This is a genomic window from Coprococcus sp. RTP21281st1_F1_RTP21281_210402, from assembly GCF_040915325.1.
GTDB lineage: Bacteria > Bacillota > Clostridia > Lachnospirales > Lachnospiraceae > Coprococcus > Coprococcus aceti.
The window spans coordinates 277,970-298,773 of sequence record NZ_JBCPDQ010000002.1; the positions used below are offsets into that span (position 1 = coordinate 277,970).

A 20,804-nucleotide genomic window follows, 5' to 3' on the forward strand; every position below is an offset into this window, starting at 1 on the left:
CACCACACAGATGATGCCATATATGAACCGTTACTTCTTTCTCTTCTTGTAGTTTTTATTTCTGTTACTGTTTCTGCCTGTATTGTTTCTTTCTATGTTATTTCTTCCCGTATTGTTTCTGCTTGTGTTGTTTTTCCCAGAATTGCCGCTTCCGGCTGTACTGCCCGGTGCACTTGACTCATTCGTCCCGGTCTGCCCGGCGTCCACATTGCTGACATCAGACGCACATTCCTCATCCAGCCTTCCATTCCATCGCCCCTCGGGGATGTTGCATGCCAGATTATATTTCCTCCACGATATGCCCTTGTCTCTGAGTCTCTTAACCACATATTCTTCAGACATCGCATACAGGACGGAGAAAAGCGGTACAAATATGAGCATACCCAGAATGCCCAACATATCACCTCCAAGCATGACCGCCACAAGTACCCATATAGATGGAAGTCCCACCGAACCACCAACAACATGAGGATATATGAAGTTACCCTCTATCTGCTGCAGCACGACAAATATGATCAGAAACACTATGGCACGCTTCGGATCCTCTACCAGGATCATAATCGTTCCGGCAAAACATCCGACAAATGCTCCAACAACCGGGATCAGTGCAAATACTGCTATGATGATGCTGACCGTAAGCGCATACGGAATACGGAATATGGTCATCGTAATGAAAAACATAAGTCCAAGTATGCACGCCTCAAGGCACTGACCTGAGATGAACTTGGAGAAGGTCTTATCCGCAAGAACACAAGTCTGAATGAATCGGTCCGCCTTTTCTTCCCTGAACACCGCATACAATACACCCTTTACCTGCTTCTCCAGAGTCTCCTTCTGAGCCAGTATGTAGCACGCAAAGAACAGTCCCACCAGAACATCGACCACGGCGCCTACCACACTGCTGGCAATGGAGAACGTGGAAGACAATACACTGCTGCCGCCGTTCTTCACAATACCAACCACATTTGATATAAGTGCATCCCAATTAATATTGATACTCTTTATCTTATCCACTATCTCCGGCTGGTCCTTCATCAGCTTGATCGCCTTCCTCTGTATATCATCCATGGCCGATGGCAGCTTCTCTGCAAACATAGTTATAGTCTTGGACATCTCAGGTATGATCATAGTTATTGCAAACGTGAGAACAGCTATTATGCACAGGAACGACAGTATGAGGCACACTGGTCTCCTGAACCTGTACAGTCTGCTGTCTTTATTCTTAAACAATACCTTTTCAAGTCCCTTCATAGGTACATTCACCACAAATGCTATGGCAAATCCTATGACAAATGGCATGAGTATATTGATGAGCCAGCTGAACATACTGGACACCTTATCAAAATTAAACAGTACATATGCAAACAGCACCACACCGCACAATATAATCACGGTCCTCACTGTATCCCTCTTATTCCAGTTCATGAAGTCCTCCTAATAATCCACATTATTATTCTATGTAGTCATCAATTACATATCTATTCACCCAGATGTATATCTCCAAATGCCTCGGACAGGGAATATGTCAGATTCTTCTTGGGCTTGTACACATCAATGACCGGGGCCATGATCCTGAAAAAATTCTCCTCATCCTTTGAGAGCTTGAACACCTCAGCGGTATTCCTGGCATCCCACAGGGCATCATGCTCTGCCCCCTGAAAGTTTTCTCCCAGATAAAACACAGCGTCCGACAGTGATATCCTTCTTGACGTTCCTATGAGCTTGGCATATTCCTTCTGGAAATCCTTCCACCTTGATATGATACTTTCCAGCCCGGGGTGCGTGTATTCCTTCAGCCTGGCCTCCTTGCGGAGCTGTCTCAGGTCATTCTCACTCCATGCGTATATCACATCGGCATCAGCACACCACTCTATAAAGCTCCCCATGGCAAAAGCATATGAAGGAGCATTCTCCACCATATCATCTGTTATTCCTGTGAGCTTTATTATACGCGAAGCCATGGTTCCATATGCCGGCTTCACATAACTCTTAAACGAATCTATCTCATTATAATCTTCATCCAGTTTAACCGCACCGATCTCTATGATCTCACTCTTACATATTTTCTTTTCCTTCTTATACTCTGAATCTATCATATTCATTTCAAAGTCCACAAATACGTATATCATACACTGTATTTCCCCTTACATTGCCGATTTAATCATTGTAACACTGTGACCGGAAAACTGTAAACAAGCATATTAGGTATTTGTCAGCATTTCCGCAAATATTTGAGTATATTTTTGTCCTATTATGAGTTAAAATTTCTGTGACGACATAATCTGCACTTATACGGCAGCATATGACACGAAAGGAATATACATATGAAAAATATAATCTTTGATATTGGCATGGTCCTCGTAGACTTCCACTGGAAAAGCACCATGGAGAAACTTGGCATACCAGCGGACGTGATAGATGCTCTTGATCACAACATGATAAACCACCCTATGTGGAATCATTTTGACCTGGACGATATGCCTGAGCCAGAGCTCATCAAACGTTTCAAGGAACTCAGCCCGGAATGCAGCAGCTACATAGACCTGTTCATGAACAATCTCGATGAAGTGGTGGACATGTTCCCGGGAGCCGACATGTGGCTCAAGGATCTCAAGTCCAGAGGTTACAACATCTACCTCCTGTCCAACTACCCAAGAAGACTGTTTGCACTCCACACGCCTAGATTCCACTTCCTGCCTTACACGGACGGAAGAGTGGTCTCCTATGAATACCACGTGACCAAGCCAGACGCCGCCATCTATGAGCATCTCTGCAGCAAATATAACCTTGTTCCTGAGGAATCCATTTTTCTTGATGACAGGCAGGCGAATCTCGATGCCGCCGCAAAGCTTGGTTTCCACACTCTTCTGGTCACAGATCCTATAGGAGTGAGGGGCGCACTTGACGACATACTCACACGCGAATAAGGAGATGCCAGATGAAAACAGATACAACTCAAAGCAGACACAGTGGTCTGCTGTGGCGTTCCATATTCTTTCCGCTGGCCTTTATTTATATGGAGCTCCTGTTTCACATTGCAATTTATGGATCTGCAGGCAGCAGCATACTACATCCCCTGACATTTGCGCTGGCATGCGGACTTACCCTGTCAGCACTGACCTCCTTCTGGCACAGATATGCAAATGCAGCCATAGCCTACCTGCTGTGGAGTATATTTACGATCTACTATATTGCACAATTTGTATACTATAAGATATTCAGAACATTTTTGAGTCTGGTGTCCATCGGCGGTGCCCAGGATGCTATGAACTTCAGGACTGTGCTTTTTTCAGCATTACGATCCAACTGGTATATCATAGTGCTGTTCCTGCTGCCACTTATATGTCTTATCATCATGAACAGGTTCTGGTTTTCATTTGGCAGATGCCGCATCGGGCAGAAGCCTGGTGTGCTCAGGGCAGTGCTGGTGCAGCTGGGTATCTCCGCAGCTGCATGGGTACTTGCCATCTGTATTCTGACAGTGCACGGGACTGCGGCCTACACTCCATATGCGCTGTTCCACGGACGCTATGTACTTGAACTGTCCATGAACAAGCTTGGAGTCATGGTCACCACGGGAAGAGACTGTGTGACCATGGTGACTCAGAGCAGCCAGAGCAAGACATTTGAGCTTGCAGATATTGGAGATAATCAGTCAGATGCACAGACTGCCGCATCAGATATCAATGCCGCATCTGCGGACGAGACAGATTTTTCATCAGCTTCTCAGACCGGCGGCTCAGATCAGGCGGCAGGATCAACCCAGGCCGACGAGCCTGTATATGTTCCGCAGGTCGATGAAAGCATAGACTTCCAAAGTCTGTACAATCAGACAGATGACGAGGAGCTTAAAAGCCTGACGGCATATTTCTCGGGGGTACAGCCAACTTACACGGACGAATACACCGGCATGTTCGAGGGGTACAATGTGGTATTTGTCACCGCTGAAAGTCTCAGTACATATGGAATATCCAGGGAGGCCACACCGACACTGTACAAGATTTATCACGAAGGCTTTGAATTTACTAACTTCTACAACCCACTGTGGTATCACAGCACCATAGACGGCGAATATACCAACTGCCTCAGCCAGTATCCGGCATCCTCCAAATGGAGCTTTGAGGCATCCGCGGACACCTACCAGCCATACGCCCTCGGCAATATGCTGAACGCACAGGGCTACAAGAGCTACGGCTACCACGACTTTGATGCCACATACTACGACAGAACAAGAACCCATCCGAATATGGGCTACACCACCTTCAAGGCCATCGGCGCAGGATTGGATATTCCTGACCACGTTATGTATTCCGATCTCGAATGTATGGAGGCTGTGTATGGGGATTTCATTCAGGATGACAAATTCAACATGTATTTTATGAGTTTCTCCGGCCATCTGCCTTACAATTACGACAATCAGTATATATGTATGATTAACAGGGAGGGAGCCGAGAATGTCCTCTCCGAAAAAGGGTACTCAGATGAGGCCATAGCCTATGTTGCAGCTCAGATGGAGCTTGACAAGGCTCTGGAATTCCTGATGGATAAGCTGGAAGAGACTGGCAAGCTGGACAACACTCTGTTCATCGTGGCACCTGACCACTATCCTTACGGACTCAGCGACGGCACCTACAACGAGCTTGCGGGCAAGGACATAGAGAATGATGACTTTGAGCTTCACCACAACCAGTTTGGTATATGGAGCTCATCCATGGAGAAGCCAGTAGTTGTCGACAAGCTCTGCTCCAGTGTGGACATACTTCCAACTGTGTTAAACCTTCTCGGAGCCGACTTTGACTCAAGACTTCTGGCTGGCCGCAACATTTTGTCCGACTCCGATGAGCTTGTGATCTTCGCGGATCAAAGCTTTATGACCGACAAGGTCAGATATGATGCCAGCACGGGGGAGACCTCTTACTTCGTCCCTGAGTCACAGATCCCTGATGGATACGTGGATCAGATGATCGAGGAGGTTGAAAACCGACTGTATATATCGGACGAGATGATAAACACGGACTATTTTTCATTTGTATATAGCAGATAAAAGGCCGAGACAATCCCCGCCAGCACATCGGCGGCGGCCTGGACAAAAGCCACTCCATCTATGCCATACATGCGCGGCAGTATGAATACTAATGGTATAAAACATACTCCCTGCCGCAGGGCGGATATGAGGGTGGCTTTTCCATATGCTCCAAGAGCCTGATAGTACATTCCGGTCACCAGACACACAGCTGCAAACGGCATGGATATGGCATGCGCCCGGAGAGACAGCGCCGCAAGCTGCATAGCTTGAGTGCCACCTTCATGCAAGAATACACCGGCCACCTCGGATACCCACACCCAGGTCGCAGCACCCATAGCGCACATGAATATCACCGCAGTTATCATGGTAAATCTCAGCGACCTTTTCACTCTGGATTCAAGTCCTGCACCATAGGCAAACCCGCACACCGGGGCAAATCCCTGCCCATAGCCCACCAGCACCGCAAATATGACTGCAAATATCTTATTTGCAACTGTGACGCCCGCCATGGCTCCATCTCCGTACTGCCTACAGCTTCTGCTTATCATGACCGCCGCAAGGCACATGAGCCCCTGTCTCAGGAAGGATGGCAGCCCTGTTCTCACTATACGCACCCCATATCTGAAGCTCCACACATCAGACACATGAAGCCTTACCACGCTGCACCTTGACCTGACACATATATACATTATGGCAAGACTTATCCCCTGTCCGGCAAGGGTCGCTATGCCTGCACCGGCTATTCCAAGTCCAAGCACTCTCACCAATATATAGTCAAATAACGCATTTGACAGTCCTCCTGCCAGAATACCCAGCAGGGCAAGATACGGCTGCCCCTCAGCCCGCAGGGCATTGTTCAGAACATAGGCACCGCACATGACCGGAGCCGCGAGCATGATATATATTCCATACTGCCCAGCAGGAGCAAGACTTGTGTCCGTGGCCCCCAGAAGTCTTACCACATCCTCCCTGAACACGGCAAATATAACCGCCATGACCGCGCCCGACAGTATTCCTCCCGCCAGTGCCGTGGCAAGCGTCTGCTCCGCCTCACGCTTCTTCTGCTTACCGAGGAGTCTCGCTATCTCACTTCCAGCTCCCATGCCCCAGGTGTAACCCACAGCCTGTATCAATGCCATAACAGAGAACATGATCCCAACTGCGGCCACGTTGCTTTCTCCAAGATCTGAGACAAAATAAGTGTCCACAATATTGTAGGAGGTTGCAATCAGCATGGTGAATATTGTAGATACCGAAAGTGACAGTATGAGCGAAGGCACAGGAGTCTCAGCCATTTTGCTGTGATTCTCCTGTGCCTTCTTCTGTGTATCCACACTCTCAGGAATGTCCATTCCCGAAAGTATCAATATGTCATATATTCCATTATCGGGTCTGCTGTGTAACCGCCGTCTGTTGCTGCGCCTGTCCATGTGTGTAGTCCCTGCTTTCTTCCTTACTCTCACGCAGGAATTTCTTAACCTGCTGCAATTTCTCCTTTGCATCGTACACACCCAGCTCATACATGGCCTCGATCATCTCCGGCTTCTTCTCAAGCCTTGATATCTCTATAGTCTCACTCGGTCTGATTATCAACGTATCACCCTCCTTTTCAAGCTCCTCCAGCTTGTCCAGGGTCTTGTTGTAATACATGTGTCTCATGTGACATCTTTTAACGAACTCAGGGTACTCCCTGTACCTTCCGGCCTCCAGCCTGAGCATCTTGTCCGGGCCCTTGCGGTATCCCTCCGGTCTTGTCAGAACTACTATATTTCTCCTGTAGCCCATCCTTCTGAATGCAAATATCGGTATGCTGTCGGATACACCTCCATCCAGCAGCTTCATTCCATCAACCTCTACAATATTGGACACCAGTGGGAGGGATGCCGAAGCCCTCACCTTATTCACATCCTCAGGCTTTCTCATATCTGTACACTCCAGATACTCCGCCTCTCCTGTATCCAGATTAGAACATCCCACATAGAGCTTCGTAGGATTTGCAAGGAATGCATCGTAGTCAAGTGGATCCAGTTTCTCCGGGATATCGTGGTAGCAGAACTGCTCACCACATATATCTCCTGTAGTTAAAAGGGAGTACAGGCTCATGTAGTGCTTGTTGTTCCTGTACTTCATATTGTAACGCATGTTGCGCCCTCTCTGTCTCGCCACATAGGAGAGTCCATGTATGGCTCCCGCCGACACCCCTATGACACCGTCGACCTCTATATCATTGTCCATGAACACATCCAGGACTCCGGCGGTATATATGCCTCTCTGGCCGCCGCCCTCAAGTACCAAACCTGTCTTTGCCATATCGATCACCTTTCATCCAAATATTTATATATCCGTCTTTGTCTGAAAAATCCTCAGACTCCTGTCAAGAATCCCATTCATATGAGCTATAGCAGTTCCATAATTCGTCATCGGGATACTCTGCTGCTCCGCCCTTCCCTGACGACTCTTCATCTCGCGTTCATTCAGCATACAGCCTCCGCAGTGTATCACCAGATCATATCCTGTCAGATCCTCTGGGAATTCCGTTCCGCTGACAAATGTAAATTCAGGCTCAAGTCCTGTGTATCTGCGTATCCATCCCGGCAGCTTCACAGTTCCTATATCATCACACTGTCTGTGATGGGTGCAGCCCTCGGCAATGAGTATCCTTGGAGGTCTGCTGTCCGCATCTGTCCGCTGTCCTTCACCCCTCAGCCTGTCCAGAACATATGCACCATTCACCGCCGCATCAAGCTGCCCCTTGAATCTTGCCATCAGTATGGAGAACGATGTCAGATATATGTCATCCGGCACTATCTTCATAACCTTTGCAAATGCCTGGGAGTCAGTGACCACCAGAGATACATTCCCCTCCAGCCGTCTCAGAGTATCCTCAAGCTCCGTGTCCCTGCACACCACAGCCGTAGCTCCGGTCTCAAGAACATCCCTTATGACCTGCTGCTGCGGAAGTATCAGCCTGCCCTTCGGAGCTGCAGAATCTATCGGTATGACCAGCACCACCATATCACCCGGCTGTATCAGATCTCCGACCAGTCTCCTGGTCATGGTGTCTGTCACCGTGAGCTTTCCTATCAATTCCTTCAGCTCCTCTATTCCCTGTCTGCGCTCTGCGCTGACCCATATGGAATTCTCCGCTGAATTCTGAACCTGTATATCATCCTTAACTAGATCACTCTTATTGTACGCAATTATATAATTTATATTCTTCTCTTTGAAAAGCTCTGTGAGCTCCCTGTCCGCCGCCGAAAGGCCAACCGAACCATCAACCACCAGCACAGCGACATCTATCTTCGCAAGCACCTGTCTGGTCTTCGACACCCTGAGTTCACCCAGCTCGCCGGTATCGTCTATTCCCGGTGTATCTATGATGACCACCGGTCCAAGCGGAAGCAGTTCCATGGACTTGTACACCGGATCCGTGGTGGTTCCCGCCACATCCGACACAACAGCAAGGCTCTGCCCCGTCACTGCATTTACCAGACTGGACTTGCCTGCGTTCCTGCATCCAAAGAAACCTATATGCACTCTGTTTGCCGACGGCGTATCGTTTAAACTCATTTTGCTCCTCCACAATGTGTTAGAATCTAAAATCTCTGTCTCCGTGCTTTATCCTGTCAAGTCTCTCGACCACTATCTGTCTGACTTTCTCATTCGGAATATTCTTCAGCTCATTCTGTATGAGTCTCCTGCCTATCTCCGCGGTCTCCGGCGAAGCATAATCCACCAGATATTCCTCCAGCGTCATGAGTGCGTTCGGATGACAGCAGTTCTGTATCTGTCCGCTCTTGCACAGGCTCATGAACCTGTCGCCGGTTCTGCCCTCTCTGTAACATGCCGTACAGAACGATGGTATATAGCCCTTGGTCATCAGCCAGTTCACAACCTGATCCAGAGTTCTCGTGTCGCTGACATCGAACTGCTCCGACTTCTCATCCTCTGGCTCCGGCTCATAGTAGCCACCCACACTGGTCTTTGAACCACCGCTTATCTGCGACACTCCAAGCCTTATGATCTCATCCCTGACCGTTGGATTCTCCCTTGTGGAGATTATCATTCCTGTATAAGGAACGGCGATTCTGATACATGCTGCGATCCTGCAGAATACATCGTCGCTTATTCCGTTGTCAAATGCCTCAGGATCTATGTCGTCAGCCTTCTTGACTCTTGGCACACTGATGGTGTGCGGACCAACTCCATGAACAGCCTCAAGGTGCTCCGCATGCATCAGCAGCCCCGCAAATTCGTACCTATACTTGTCCAGACCAAAGAGCACTCCCAGACCCACATCGTCTATACCACCTTCCATAGCACGGTCCATAGCCTCTGTGTGATATGCATAGTCATGCTTTGGTCCGTAAGGATGAAGCACCTCATATGCCTTTTTGTCGTAGGTCTCCTGGAACAATATATATGTTCCTATCCCAGCTTCATGAAGTTTCCTGTAATTCTCAACGGTCGTTGCCGCTATGTTTACATTTACGCGGCGGATTGCTCCATTCTTATGCTTTATACTGTAAATAGTATTGATACATTCAAGTATATACTCTATAGGATTCATCTGAGGGTCCTCACCGGCCTCGATGGCCAGTCTCTTGTGACCCATATCCTGCAGTGCTATGACCTCCCGTCTCACCTCTTCCTGGGTGAGCTTCTTTCTGGCTATATGCTTATTCTTGATGTGATACGGACAATACACACACCCATTTACACAGTAGTTGGACAGATACAACGGCGCGAACATAACTATTCTGTTGCCGTAGAAATCCTTCTTGATCTGCTCCGCCAGATCATATATCTCGTTTATCTTGTCCGGCATCTCACACGCAAGAAGCACGGATGCCTCCCTGTGGGTAAGCCCCTTCCTGAGCTTTGCCTTCTCTATGATACTGTCGATAAGCTCCACATTGTCCTTGTTCTGATCCGCATAGTCCAGCGTCTCACGGATCTCGCCATCATCTATGAAGTCCTCTGCCTTCATGGATCTCACATCGTACATTTTTTGTCAGCCTTCTTTCTTGTATACTGTATGCCCTTCCAATCTTATACACACAATATTATTCAGTGATCTCCGCCTCTGTTGTCTCCTCACTGTCAGCATCCCCGGAATCGACCGGCGTACTCATGCTGTCTATTTCATCCGGCATACGGACATAGTCCACATACCAGCCATCGTCGCACTTCAACATACATTCCTGAACGTGTACCGTGACCTCGCCGCCATCCTTGCCTGTCACTATCCAGTCAGCTTCCACACTTCTGTACTGGGACACGCCCTTAACTCCGTTGTCCGCAAATTGCTGCTGCACATCCTCTATATTGCTCACCGCCTGTATATCGGTGACCTTGCACTCGATCGTATCTATATCCCCGACCTGCTCATCTGTATACGCTCTGAACTTGTTTATATATATGTCCTGTATGTCACTCACCGACAAAACCTTTGACGAATCCTCAAACTTCTTCACGTATCCCGGGGCTATCATGTCAGCCATCTCTCCGCCATCGCCAAATGCGTATATGCGGGCGGTCTCCTTTGCCAGCTTGTCCGCCTGATATGAAAATCTGTAATAGATCACATAAAATACCGCAAATACTACCACGATCGCCACTGCCAGAACTATTATAAGCTTCTTGAGGAATCCGCTTTTTTCATTACTGTTTCTCTCTTTACTCTGTCCCATATCTCTACTTCCCAATCCTTGTTTTTGTGGTTAAATACCCTTTTATATTGTATTCACCTGATTTGATATAGTCAACACCTAGCTTCCGTAACCCCCGAACGGGCAGATCATCAACATGACCTGCCCGTTCAGAATAATTATCCATATATCGTTACCAACAATTCATTGTCTCCATCGTATCAAGCTTCCTCTGGATCTTGTCAACGACCATATCCCTGATCTCTGTGGTCGTCTTATCCGCTATAACCTCATATGGGATCGGCTCCAGAAATGCAAGCTGTGTCGTCACACGCCTCAGTGACCATCCCTCAAATGGCTTGAAGGAATCATACAGCACGACTGGAACGATAGGACACTTCGCCTTCTTGGCGATCTTGAAGCTTCCCGGCATGAACTCCTTGAGCTCATTGTGACTGTGATCGTATCCTCCCTCCGGGAATAAAATATATCTCCTTCCCGCCTTAATCTCCGTGGATACATCGTTTATAACCTGTACCTGCTGCTTTATGTCTTCCTTGTCAAGTCTCTGTGCCTTCACAAGATCCGTAAGCTGATCTGCTATGAACAGCTTCGACCTCTTGGCATCCATGACATACGTAATCGGTTTGTCATGGGAAACTATAACTCCCAGTACATCATACTTACCCTGATGATTGGCATACATGATATATCCGCCCTCCTTAGGAAGGTTCTCCATACCCGTGGCAACCGTCTTGATAAAAGCACGACGTCTCACATGATTGCACATAACCTGTGCCATCTGATAACATATATCCTCACCATATTTTTCCGGGTGCCTAGCATAATACGACATCTTTGGCACATAGTACATGATCAGAAACAAGCACGAAACTATTACCCAAATAAATCTTAACATAAATACCTCTAACCAAATACCTTTAACTCAAAAATGTGTGCATATACATGCACACGTCCTCTTTTTCATAAACTCTTATATACATAGTTCACTGTATATACAATTCACCATATACTATCTAGTAATTTTCTCAGTAAAGGCAAAAGTTGTCAAGTAACATTTTATCTATTGTGTCTGCACATAAAAAGGCAACGCCACATCGGTTTCATCGTCCCGCTGCTGGCACTGCCTTTTATAATAGACTCGAAGTCCCGCGCTGACGCGCTCTATGTTCGGCGTAAGCCGAACGACTTCTCGTTAAAACCGCTTGAAACCCCCAAATGCCTGCAAGCAGGCGCTTGGGGTTTCTGCGCTGGGTTTTATATCTTTTCTGTTACTTTGAGTCTTGTGAGTGCACGGGCAAGTGATGCCTCGCTCTGCTTGTATTCCTTCAGACTCTCTTTCTGTCTGAGTCTCTCTTCCGCTCTGATCTTTGCCTCCTTGGCTCTGACCCTGTCGATATCCTCCGGCTTCTCTGCGGAATCCACGATAAGGACAACTCGGTTATTTACTATCTGAACAAAGCCCTCACCGACAACACCGACTACCTGCTCACCCTTGCTGGTGGTAATCCTGATCTCGCCTATGCTGGTGGCTATGACCATGTTCTCGTGATGTGCAAGAACCGCTTTCTCTCCATCTTCAAGTGGAAGAACTATTTTCTCTGCCCGGCCGTCGAAGAATATCTTATTACTGGAAATAACTCTCAGATAAAATGTATTCATCTATGCACTTCCTTTACTGGCCCTTCTCGGCCTTTTCCTTTACTTCCTCTATAGTACCTACATTGAAGAATGCCCACTCAGGATACTCGTCCATCTCACCGTCAACGATCATCTTGAAGCCCTTGATCGTATCCTTGAGACTTACATACTTTCCAGGAATACCTGTGAAGTTCTCAGCAACATGGAATGGCTGTGACAGGAATCTCTGAACCTTTCTGGCTCTGGTAACTGTAAGCTTATCCTCATCTGACAGCTCCTCCATACCGAGGATTGCGATGATATCCTGCAGCTCCTTGTACTTCTGAAGTATCTCCTGTACACGTCTTGCAACATTATAATGCTCCTCGCCGACTATATCAGCCTCAAGAATTCGTGAGCTTGACTCCAGCGGATCTACTGCCGGATAGATACCCTGCTCAACGATCTTTCTTGAAAGAACTGTATTTGCATCCAGATGCGCAAATGTTGTGGCTGGGGCAGGATCTGTAAGGTCATCGGCTGGCACATATACGGCCTGGACTGACGTGACTGATCCTTCCTTGGTAGAAGCGATTCGCTCCTGAAGCTCACCCATCTCATTTGCAAGTGTTGGCTGATAACCAACGGCTGATGGCATACGTCCAAGAAGTGATGAAACCTCTGAACCTGCCTGTGTAAATCTGAATATATTGTCGATGAACAGAAGCACATCCTGATGATTTACATCACGGAAATACTCTGCCATTGTAAGTCCTGTCTCTGCAACTCTCATTCTGGCTCCAGGTGGCTCATTCATCTGTCCGAACACCAGGGCGGTCTTGTCGATAACGCCTGACTCGCTCATCTCTGTCCACAGATCATTTCCCTCTCTTGAACGCTCTCCAACACCGGTGAATATTGAGTATCCACCATGTACGGATGCGATATTCTGGATAAGCTCCTGGATAAGGACTGTCTTACCAACTCCGGCACCGCCGAACAGACCGATCTTACCACCCTTTGAGTAAGGTGCAAGAAGATCTATGACCTTGATACCTGTCTCAAGTATCTCGATGACAGGACTCTGATTCTCAAATGTTGGCGGCTCTCTGTGGATTACCCAGTGCTCTGTGTCTGAGAGATCCTCCTTGCCATCTATTGTCTCACCAAGCACGTTGAACAGACGTCCAAGTGTCTGATTTCCTACTGGAACTTTGATTCCTGATCCGGTCGCAACGACTTCCATATCTCTTGAAAGTCCCTCGCTGGCGGACAGCATGATACATCTTACTGTATTATTTCCTACGTGCTGTGCTACTTCCATAACACATTTTTTTCCATGATTATCTACTTCAAGAGCATCCTTGATGTATGGCAGATCGTTGTCTGGAAATTCTACGTCTACGACAGGTCCCATGACCTGTACTATCTTACCATTTTTCAAAACATCAGACCTCCTTTACAATTATTTATTGAGCTTATTAGCTCCTGTCTCTCTGAGCTCTGGCGCCGCCCGCGATCTCTGTGATCTCCTGCGTTATGGCTGCCTGCCTTGCTCTGTTGTATTTGATATTGAGATCATCCAGCATCTCCTTGGCACTCTTTGTGGCTGAGTCCATCGCCATCATTCGGCTGTTCTGCTCACTGCAGAAGGACTCTACCAGAGCGCCGTATATATATCCCATGACACAGTTTGGTACGATTCGGTCAAGCACTGCCTTCGGTGAAGGCTCCATGGTAATCTCCTCGTGGAACACATCCGCAGGAACGCCTGCGAAGTCAGTCCTCTTCATAGGGAGGAGCTGTATCATCTGCGGTTCAACGACCACACTGCTCTTCATGTTGGTATATATGATGTATACCTCATCTATATCGCCATTCTCATAGTTCTCAAGCATCTTGTCCGCTATGACTCTGGCTCTGTGAAGACTAGGATTCTGCGCTGTATACTGGAAATGTATATCTATAGGCACTCCCTTCTTTGCGAAGTAGTGTCTTCCCACCTGGCCGACTACATACAGCTCACTGTTTGGGTGGGCTGCAAGCTCCTGCTCAGCGATCTTGATTACATTGTGGTTGTAGGCACCAGCCATACCTTTGTCGGCGGTAATGACCAGATAACCTCGCCTTCTGTCCTCTTCCTTGATTCCCTCTCTGCTGTCGAAATACAGATGCTCCATCTCAGGAACATGTCTGAGCATTCTGGCAAGAGCAACCTGGAGTGTGTAGAAGTAAGGCTCCGTGTTCTCAAGATCTGTCCTCGCCTTTTTAAGCTTGGAAGATGAGATCATATACATTGCATTGGTGATCTTCTGAGTATCCTTGATACTCTTTATTCTATTCTGGATTTCTTTGGTATTTGCCAATCAAATCACCTCTCAACGAATCTTCTTATTTCTCCTGAGATCTATCTCTCGATAAACTCCTTAGCGGCTGCGACTATCTTGTCCTTCAGCTCATCTGTAAGCACCTGCTTCTCCTCGATCTCATCCACGATATCCTTATGGGCACTGTGGAAGTATTCAAGCATCTCAAGTTTCTTCTTCTTGACCTCTGAAACCTCAACTGGAAGGAATACCTTATTGGTAGCTGCTACCAGAATGATAACCTCCTCGGCCATTGACAGCGGATTACACAGAGGCTGCTTTAAAAGCTCCATAAGTCCCTTGCCGTACTGAAGCTGTTCCTTGGTGTTCTCATCAAGATCTGAACTGAACTGTGTGAACACCTCCATCTCTCTGTACTGTGCCAGATCGATACGGATACTTCCTGCGGCCTTCTTCATCGCCTTTGTCTGCGCTGCACCACCAACTCGTGATACCGACAGACCGACGTTGACAGCAGGTCTCATACCTGAGAAGAACAGATCGCTCTCGAGGAATATCTGTCCATCTGTGATAGATATAACATTTGTAGGTATATAAGCAGATACATCGCCTGCCTGTGTCTCGATAATAGGAAGGGCTGTGATGGAGCCTCCGCCCAGCTCATCCTTAAGCTTACTTGATCTCTCAAGAAGTCTTGAATGGAGATAGAATACATCTCCAGGATATGCCTCACGTCCTGGTGAACGTCCGAGAAGCAGTGACAATGTTCTGTAAGCAACAGCGTGCTTTGACAGATCATCGTACACGATCAGCACATCCTTGCCCTTATGCATGAAATACTCAGCGATCGCTGTACCTGAATAAGGCGCAATATACTGAAGTGGTGCTGAATCACTTGCTGTAGATGCAACGACTATCGTGTAGTCCATGGCATCATATTTGTTCAGGTTATTTACAACCTTGGCTATTGTTGAAGCCTTCTGGCCTATAGCCACATATACACAGATGACATCCTTGCCCTTCTGATTCAGAATGGTATCTATCGCTATGGATGTCTTACCTGTCTGTCTGTCTCCTATGATCAGCTCTCTCTGTCCTCTTCCGATTGGGAACATGGCATCTATCGAGAGGATTCCTGTCTGAAGCGGCTGGTTGACCGACTTACGATCAACTATGCTTGGAGCCGGATTCTCTATTGGACGATAATCCGTTGACTCTATGCTGCCCTTTCCATCTATAGGTGCTCCAAGGGCATCAACTATACGTCCGATAAATGCATCGCCTACAGGGATGCCTGCACGCTTTCCCGTTCTGCTGACCTTTGTTCCTTCTTTGATTCCTGTATCACGACCGAACAGAATACATCCTATCTCTGTTCTTCTGATATCCTGAACCATACCTTTGACACCATTCTCAAAAACAACGATCTCGCCGTACATGGCATTGTCTATACCGTATACGGTTACGATTCCATCACCTACATAGATGACCTTACCGACTTCTTTGTCCCTGGAGTCAAAATCATAATTCTCTATCTCTTCTTTGAGTATAGAAATAATATCCTCTGAACTAATTGAACTCAATTTATCACCTCATAACCAGTTTCTGTCTAAGGGATTTGTACCTGCCCAGAATGCTTCTGTCGTACTCGCGGTCTCCCGTTCTTATGACAAATCCACCTATCAATTCTTTTTTCTCCACCATAGAAAGCTGTACCGCCTTGCTTCCATACTCTTTCATAAGGAAGTTCTCGATACCTGCCTTCTGCTTATCAGTTGGCGGTGTGACATAATAGAGAGTTGCCGAAAGGATATCCTGCTGCTCTCTGGCATACTTCTCATACTCGTCAAATATGTCATGTATCATGTCAAATCCATCGTTGTCACACAGGGTCTTCATGAAATTTACCAGATCCTTATTGCCAAATCTGTCAAATACCCTGTCAACGACCTTGCGCTTGTCCGCGTGGCTGACCACCGGATCTGCCAGTGCATATACCAGCTCCGGACTACCATCCACAAGCGCCTTTATCTCCTCCACCATGTCCTGACTGATTCCAAGCTGATAGAGGACAATTCCGTAATTAATTGCCTTCTGTGTCACCTGAATCACCTACTTCATTCAAAAACTCGTCATACATGGCAGCTCCTGCTGATTCCGCATCACCTTCACCGCCCACGATCTTGCCGGCTGCTACCATTGCAAGCTCTGCGATCTGTGACTGCATATCAGAAAGTGCCTTGTTCTGCTTGATCTCTATGGTCTTCTCCGCATCCTTTATCATCTTGACTGACTTTGCATCAGCCTGATCTATGATACGGCTGTACTCATTCTGGGCCTCCACACGGGATTTCTCACGGAGATCCCTGCACTCAGCATCAACCCCTGCAAGGGTATCCTCATACTGAGACTTGAGTTTCATTGCTTCAGCCTTCTGATTGTTGGCATCCGATATGGTGCCAGCGATCATATCTTCTCTCTTCTTGATGACATCGTTGAGCGGTCCTATCAAGAACTTCTTCAAAAGAAGAAACAGAACTATTAAGTTGATAATGGTGAATGCTATTGTAGAAAATTCTATATCAATCATATAGCCACTCCTATCTTTCTGTTTCTATTATCCGCATCTCTTCTGCAATTCCAGATTTCTATTAGATATTTCTATTAAAATATCCATCTGACCAAAAATCTGATTACTTAAGAAGAATGATTGCAAGAAGTCCGATTACGAAACCGTAGATAGCTGTTGCCTCTGCAAGGGCACAACCGATGATAAGAAGCTTTGTGATCTTTCCGTCTGCCTCCGGCTGTCTAGCTACAGCCTCAACTGCCTTTGATGTTGCAAGACCGATTCCAAGTCCTGCGCCAAGTCCTACTAATGCTGCTATACCTGCTCCAATTGCTAATAATCCGTTCATATCATTTTCTCCTTCTTATTTTCATTTTTAAAATCAGATAATCTTTACTCCATCGCTTCCTGCATGTAAAGCGTAGTCAGGAAAGTAAATACAAATGCCTGTAAGAATCCATCAAAGAAATCAAAGTACAGGCTGAGTGGGATAGGGACAATGAGTGGAACTACTGCCTCTATCAGCTTCATGATGACGAATGCTCCGAGAACGTTACCGAAAAGTCGCATACACAGCGACAGCGGCTTGATGACAAGCTCAAGTACATTAAGCGGTGCAACTATTGCTACCGGCTCTGCAAAACTCTTGACCCAGCCTTTTGTCCCCTTTCCTCGTATTCCTGCCACCTGTACGAGTATGATACTCATGATGGCCAGTGAGGCTGTCACATTCAGATCCTTTGTCGGTGGTTTAAAGCCAAATACACCCATGATGTTGGCCATGCCGATGTACAGAATAACCGTTATCAGATACGGAACATACTTCATGCCCGCCTCTCCGATAACACCTTTGAACAGGTTGTTAAAGGTAGTTATTATGGTCTCCAGCACAAGCTGCTTCTTCCCCGGGTTCTCAACCTTGAGATTCCTTACAAGGATAATCGACAACAGCACAAGCACTGCCATAATGATCCAGGTTACCACCACAGATTCTGTTACCGGTATTCCACCAAATATTGGTATTGTAAATACTGTTTTGCATTGGAGTTCATTGGATAACTCTTCTGCCAGATCCGTAAGACATCACTTCCTTTCACACTGTTTTATTGTATGTCAAAATGCTATTCCAGTTTATTATTGGTTTATTATAGAAATAGCATTCATGGCATCTGCCTCAGACAGCCCCACAAGTACGTTCTCTGTATTGATCCAGTGAGAATCGAGTTCATGAGCCTCCCAGTCCATATCCATGTCATCAAATATGACATATCCCTCTACGGAATTCGCAACCACATAATCCTTGACTGCACATGCTCTGGTATAATCCCCATACTTGTTTCTGAGCTCATCCCCTGAAGAAGTTGCCCCATATACTTCCATTCCAGCATCCGCAAGTCTGTCTATCAGTTCTCTTACGTGTGCCTTACTGATATCCTTATCAATCACCTGTTTTCTCCAGTCACTTGTCATGACCAGCTTCGCTCCTGTGGCATCCACAACCATCTTGAGGTTAGCCACATTCTTAGGATTGATAAACTCCCCATGTTTCTCACACAGGAATTTCTCCGAATTCAGTACGCCGTCTACATCAAAAAATACAACATTCATACGGTCATACTCCCCTATCTTTTTTTCTAAAAAGCTGCTCTCGCTCCTTGCTTGCGTATTTTATCACCATTCAAAACAAATTTAAAGTCATATATTTGCCCTTATAGTCAAATTTTAATCATTTTTTATTTTTGTATTATTTTTCGTAACAAAAACAGTTTTTTGTCACAGTTTTCCCAAGAAACCCGCATAAAACCTAGTGTATCACCAGTTTATACTTTTTTTATAATTTTAACATTTCGTTTATAATTAGCTTTTCTTCCAAATCATCAAAGTAAAATTCGCCACTCCCATCACCCTTCCGCCAGAAACAGGCTGGGTATTCTTCCGCGGCTGTATATCATCTGCTATATATGTGGTATCGGTAGCGAATACGACTGAGCTTCGGTGCTTCTTGCCGAGTTGGAAGCCGCATCGCCCTTATCGCGGCCGGAAACGAGTGCATATAGAAGCTAAGCCGAAGCGAAGGAAGTAGAGCGTGATACCACATATATAGCAGATGATATACCCGCCCCGCGGAAGAATACCCAGCCGTCCGTCCTTCGCCCCCCACGAAAAAAGGCTATCTCGTGATCGACGCCCTAACGCTCGACACGTGATAGCCTTGTTCCCTCTGCCGTAATCCGTCACCCCCATTGTGACAGACTATTGTAGAAAATGACCCCCTTGTCATCTCTCGATGTAACAGATAAATTCATTATATCATATTTAATTTCATATTAAAGAGCAGTTCATACACTTTCCTGCGCATACACAAATCGCAAAAGTGTATATTCTTACACTTTTCAACTGGACAAGCCTGTTTCTTCTATTATATAATGTTACTGAGGTGAATTACATGCAGCAACAATACGATATAGGGAAAAGACTCAGGGAAGTCATGGCTGAACGCGGGGTTACGATCAGTCAGTTAGCTGAGTTGACAGATGTCTCTGAGGATACGATAAAAGCCATCAGGAGCGGCAAGACCAAGAGCCCGGGAATACAGCTTATGATATCCATCGCAGACGCACTTGGATGTACCATGGATGGATTTCTCCATAGGCGCAGCCTTACGGACGAGGAATTGTATCTCCTGCAAAAATACAGAACACTCAACATCCACGGCAAGCGGATGGTCATGCTAATGGCGGACTCTGAAGATCACATGCAGAAGAAGCTTCCTTCAGCGGATGCGTACCGCGCCAAAACGCGCAGGATTCCGTGTATTTCCTCAACTCACACGCTTGCTTCCAATTCAGACTACTCAACACACGCGACAGAATTTATAGAGATACCCGCCGATTATTTTCCAAATGCAGATTATTGTCTGAGGCTCACGACCAATATGCTCCATCCTATCTATATTAAGGATGATATTATAGCCGTGGAACAAAACTTTCCTCATTTCGGAGATATTGCGTTATTCCTGAACGAGAATGGAGTCGAGATGATCAGAAAATATACAGAAAAGGATGGCTCACCATACCTTGAAGCTGTCAGCAGATGTGATAGATCCCTGTATCTCACAAGTGATATCATTTGTCTGGGAACGATTCTCGGAATCGTCCGTCTGGAGGACACAAGAAAACCGCCTATTACATAAAGGCGGTTTTCTTATATATAAATATTATGATGTCGATTACTCTGCTCCACCGGTGATAAGCCATGGTGACGGCTGGGTAACGAACATGTTGTCCTTGTTGGTTTTGGATACAGATATCTGAATAGCCTCCATATTCTTTATTCCGAGCTTGTCAAATATGAGCTTTGCCTGTGCAAGTATTCCAAGATCAAGTGTGTATATGACAAACTGCATATTCGGATTGATCTTGAGCAGTCTCTCCATATCTGACTCCAGATAATGATTTGCAACTATGAATGCCAGTCTCGGAACAGGTATGGCTGCCAGAGTCTCCTCGCTCATATCTGGGATTATCTGTACATTATGTACTCCGAACTTGTCAACATTCTCCTCCATGGATCTTCTCGAACCCTCGTCC

The 20,804-nt window shown here is 46.5% G+C and carries 20 protein-coding genes and 1 pseudogene; 3 read left to right on the forward strand and 18 right to left on the reverse strand.

Annotated features, from left to right (window positions below):
* Positions 1 to 30: 30 nt before the first annotated feature.
* Positions 31 to 1,425, reverse strand: coding sequence for an AI-2E family transporter (locus AB5150_RS03280; RefSeq protein ID WP_055280227.1), 1,395 nt, complete (start codon positions 1,423 to 1,425; stop codon positions 31 to 33).
* A 53-nt stretch (positions 1,426 to 1,478) separates the two neighbouring features.
* Positions 1,479 to 2,129, reverse strand: a complete 651-nt coding sequence (locus tag AB5150_RS03285; RefSeq protein WP_055224054.1) for a 3'-5' exonuclease — start codon at positions 2,127 to 2,129, stop codon at positions 1,479 to 1,481.
* Positions 2,130 to 2,324: 195 nt separating this feature from the next.
* Here AB5150_RS03285 and AB5150_RS03290 point away from each other — a divergent pair, with 195 nt between their 5' ends.
* Both AB5150_RS03290 and AB5150_RS03295 read left to right on the forward strand, forming a co-directional pair.
* Positions 2,325 to 2,927, forward strand: a complete 603-nt coding sequence (locus AB5150_RS03290; protein WP_055272198.1) for an HAD family phosphatase — start codon at positions 2,325 to 2,327, stop codon at positions 2,925 to 2,927.
* 11 nt (positions 2,928 to 2,938) lie between these two features.
* The gene (locus tag AB5150_RS03295) at positions 2,939 to 5,044 is read left to right on the forward strand and encodes an LTA synthase family protein (protein ID WP_055272197.1); all 2,106 of its coding nucleotides are present in this window, start codon (positions 2,939 to 2,941) and stop codon (positions 5,042 to 5,044) included.
* On the opposite strand, the gene AB5150_RS03300 is transcribed toward AB5150_RS03295, so the two are convergent.
* The 15 genes from AB5150_RS03300 to AB5150_RS03370 form a co-directional block, all read right to left on the reverse strand.
* Positions 5,017 to 6,456 carry an MATE family efflux transporter gene (locus AB5150_RS03300; RefSeq protein ID WP_055272195.1) on the reverse strand — a complete coding sequence of 480 codons (1,440 nt, stop codon included), beginning with the start codon at positions 6,454 to 6,456 and terminating at the stop codon, positions 5,017 to 5,019. The genes AB5150_RS03295 and AB5150_RS03300 overlap by 28 nt on opposite strands.
* Positions 6,410 to 7,336: a patatin family protein gene (locus AB5150_RS03305; protein ID WP_022216965.1), complete on the reverse strand. Its 927-nt coding sequence runs from the start codon at positions 7,334 to 7,336 to the stop codon at positions 6,410 to 6,412. The genes AB5150_RS03300 and AB5150_RS03305 overlap by 47 nt, the downstream gene beginning before the upstream one ends.
* A gap of 24 nt (positions 7,337 to 7,360) precedes the next feature.
* A complete protein-coding gene (gene hydF / locus AB5150_RS03310; protein WP_055272193.1) occupies positions 7,361 to 8,596 on the reverse strand; it encodes a [FeFe] hydrogenase H-cluster maturation GTPase HydF in 1,236 nt (411 codons plus the stop codon).
* Positions 8,597 to 8,615: 19 nt separating this feature from the next.
* On the reverse strand, positions 8,616 to 10,034 hold the full coding sequence (gene hydG, locus AB5150_RS03315; protein WP_055272191.1) for a [FeFe] hydrogenase H-cluster radical SAM maturase HydG: 1,419 nt from the start codon (positions 10,032 to 10,034) through the stop codon (positions 8,616 to 8,618).
* Positions 10,035 to 10,092: 58 nt separating this feature from the next.
* Positions 10,093 to 10,719, reverse strand: coding sequence for a hypothetical protein (locus tag AB5150_RS03320; protein ID WP_015534642.1), 627 nt, complete (start codon positions 10,717 to 10,719; stop codon positions 10,093 to 10,095).
* A gap of 151 nt (positions 10,720 to 10,870) precedes the next feature.
* A complete protein-coding gene (locus tag AB5150_RS03325) occupies positions 10,871 to 11,596 on the reverse strand; it encodes a 1-acyl-sn-glycerol-3-phosphate acyltransferase (protein ID WP_022216968.1) in 726 nt (241 codons plus the stop codon).
* Positions 11,597 to 11,955: 359 nt separating this feature from the next.
* Positions 11,956 to 12,360, reverse strand: a complete 405-nt coding sequence (gene atpC, locus AB5150_RS03330; protein ID WP_022216969.1) for an ATP synthase F1 subunit epsilon — start codon at positions 12,358 to 12,360, stop codon at positions 11,956 to 11,958.
* 13 nt (positions 12,361 to 12,373) lie between these two features.
* Positions 12,374 to 13,762 carry a F0F1 ATP synthase subunit beta gene (gene atpD / locus AB5150_RS03335; RefSeq protein WP_022216970.1) on the reverse strand — a complete coding sequence of 463 codons (1,389 nt, stop codon included), beginning with the start codon at positions 13,760 to 13,762 and terminating at the stop codon, positions 12,374 to 12,376.
* A gap of 37 nt (positions 13,763 to 13,799) precedes the next feature.
* Entirely contained in the window at positions 13,800 to 14,684 is an 885-nt protein-coding gene (gene atpG / locus AB5150_RS03340; protein WP_022216971.1) for an ATP synthase F1 subunit gamma, read from the reverse strand.
* A 41-nt stretch (positions 14,685 to 14,725) separates the two neighbouring features.
* Complete coding sequence (atpA, locus tag AB5150_RS03345) at positions 14,726 to 16,228, reverse strand: F0F1 ATP synthase subunit alpha (protein ID WP_022216972.1); 1,503 nt, start codon at positions 16,226 to 16,228, stop codon at positions 14,726 to 14,728.
* A 4-nt stretch (positions 16,229 to 16,232) separates the two neighbouring features.
* Positions 16,233 to 16,748 carry an ATP synthase F1 subunit delta gene (gene atpH, locus AB5150_RS03350; RefSeq protein ID WP_055145112.1) on the reverse strand — a complete coding sequence of 172 codons (516 nt, stop codon included), beginning with the start codon at positions 16,746 to 16,748 and terminating at the stop codon, positions 16,233 to 16,235.
* Positions 16,729 to 17,235: a F0F1 ATP synthase subunit B gene (gene atpF, locus AB5150_RS03355; protein WP_117550208.1), complete on the reverse strand. Its 507-nt coding sequence runs from the start codon at positions 17,233 to 17,235 to the stop codon at positions 16,729 to 16,731. The genes atpH and atpF overlap by 20 nt, the downstream gene beginning before the upstream one ends.
* 103 nt (positions 17,236 to 17,338) lie before the next feature.
* Positions 17,339 to 17,563, reverse strand: coding sequence for an ATP synthase F0 subunit C (atpE, locus tag AB5150_RS03360; protein ID WP_004852001.1), 225 nt, complete (start codon positions 17,561 to 17,563; stop codon positions 17,339 to 17,341).
* A 44-nt stretch (positions 17,564 to 17,607) separates the two neighbouring features.
* Positions 17,608 to 18,285: a F0F1 ATP synthase subunit A gene (locus AB5150_RS03365; RefSeq protein WP_071849465.1), complete on the reverse strand. Its 678-nt coding sequence runs from the start codon at positions 18,283 to 18,285 to the stop codon at positions 17,608 to 17,610.
* A 63-nt stretch (positions 18,286 to 18,348) separates the two neighbouring features.
* Entirely contained in the window at positions 18,349 to 18,822 is a 474-nt protein-coding gene (locus AB5150_RS03370) for an HAD domain-containing protein (RefSeq protein WP_022216975.1), read from the reverse strand.
* A gap of 838 nt (positions 18,823 to 19,660) precedes the next feature.
* On the opposite strand from AB5150_RS03370, the gene AB5150_RS03375 reads away from it, so the two are divergent.
* The gene (locus tag AB5150_RS03375) at positions 19,661 to 20,407 is read left to right on the forward strand and encodes a helix-turn-helix domain-containing protein (protein ID WP_015534638.1); all 747 of its coding nucleotides are present in this window, start codon (positions 19,661 to 19,663) and stop codon (positions 20,405 to 20,407) included.
* Between the two features lie 36 nt (positions 20,408 to 20,443).
* Here the strand turns inward: AB5150_RS03375 and AB5150_RS03380 are convergent.
* A pseudogene (locus AB5150_RS03380) lies at positions 20,444 to 20,804 on the reverse strand (Precorrin-6B methylase 2); the annotation flags it as partial.

Bases quoted from the DNA above. Each gene is read 5' to 3' on its own strand.
- AB5150_RS03280 (WP_055280227.1), bottom strand. From the start codon at position 1,425: ATGAACTGGAATAAGAGGGATACAGTGAGGACCGTGATTATATTGTGC.
- AB5150_RS03285 (WP_055224054.1), bottom strand. From the start codon at position 2,129: ATGATATACGTATTTGTGGACTTTGAAATGAATATGATAGATTCAGAG.
- AB5150_RS03290 (WP_055272198.1), top strand. From the start codon at position 2,325: ATGAAAAATATAATCTTTGATATTGGCATGGTCCTCGTAGACTTCCAC.
- AB5150_RS03295 (WP_055272197.1), top strand. From the start codon at position 2,939: ATGAAAACAGATACAACTCAAAGCAGACACAGTGGTCTGCTGTGGCGT.
- AB5150_RS03300 (WP_055272195.1), bottom strand. From the start codon at position 6,456: ATGGACAGGCGCAGCAACAGACGGCGGTTACACAGCAGACCCGATAAT.
- AB5150_RS03305 (WP_022216965.1), bottom strand. From the start codon at position 7,336: ATGGCAAAGACAGGTTTGGTACTTGAGGGCGGCGGCCAGAGAGGCATA.
- hydF (WP_055272193.1), bottom strand. From the start codon at position 8,596: ATGAGTTTAAACGATACGCCGTCGGCAAACAGAGTGCATATAGGTTTC.
- hydG (WP_055272191.1), bottom strand. From the start codon at position 10,034: ATGTACGATGTGAGATCCATGAAGGCAGAGGACTTCATAGATGATGGC.
- AB5150_RS03320 (WP_015534642.1), bottom strand. From the start codon at position 10,719: ATGGGACAGAGTAAAGAGAGAAACAGTAATGAAAAAAGCGGATTCCTC.
- AB5150_RS03325 (WP_022216968.1), bottom strand. From the start codon at position 11,596: ATGTTAAGATTTATTTGGGTAATAGTTTCGTGCTTGTTTCTGATCATG.
- atpC (WP_022216969.1), bottom strand. From the start codon at position 12,360: ATGAATACATTTTATCTGAGAGTTATTTCCAGTAATAAGATATTCTTC.
- atpF (WP_117550208.1), bottom strand. From the start codon at position 17,235: ATGATTGATATAGAATTTTCTACAATAGCATTCACCATTATCAACTTA.
- atpE (WP_004852001.1), bottom strand. From the start codon at position 17,563: ATGAACGGATTATTAGCAATTGGAGCAGGTATAGCAGCATTAGTAGGA.
- AB5150_RS03370 (WP_022216975.1), bottom strand. From the start codon at position 18,822: ATGAATGTTGTATTTTTTGATGTAGACGGCGTACTGAATTCGGAGAAA.
- AB5150_RS03375 (WP_015534638.1), top strand. From the start codon at position 19,661: ATGCAGCAACAATACGATATAGGGAAAAGACTCAGGGAAGTCATGGCT.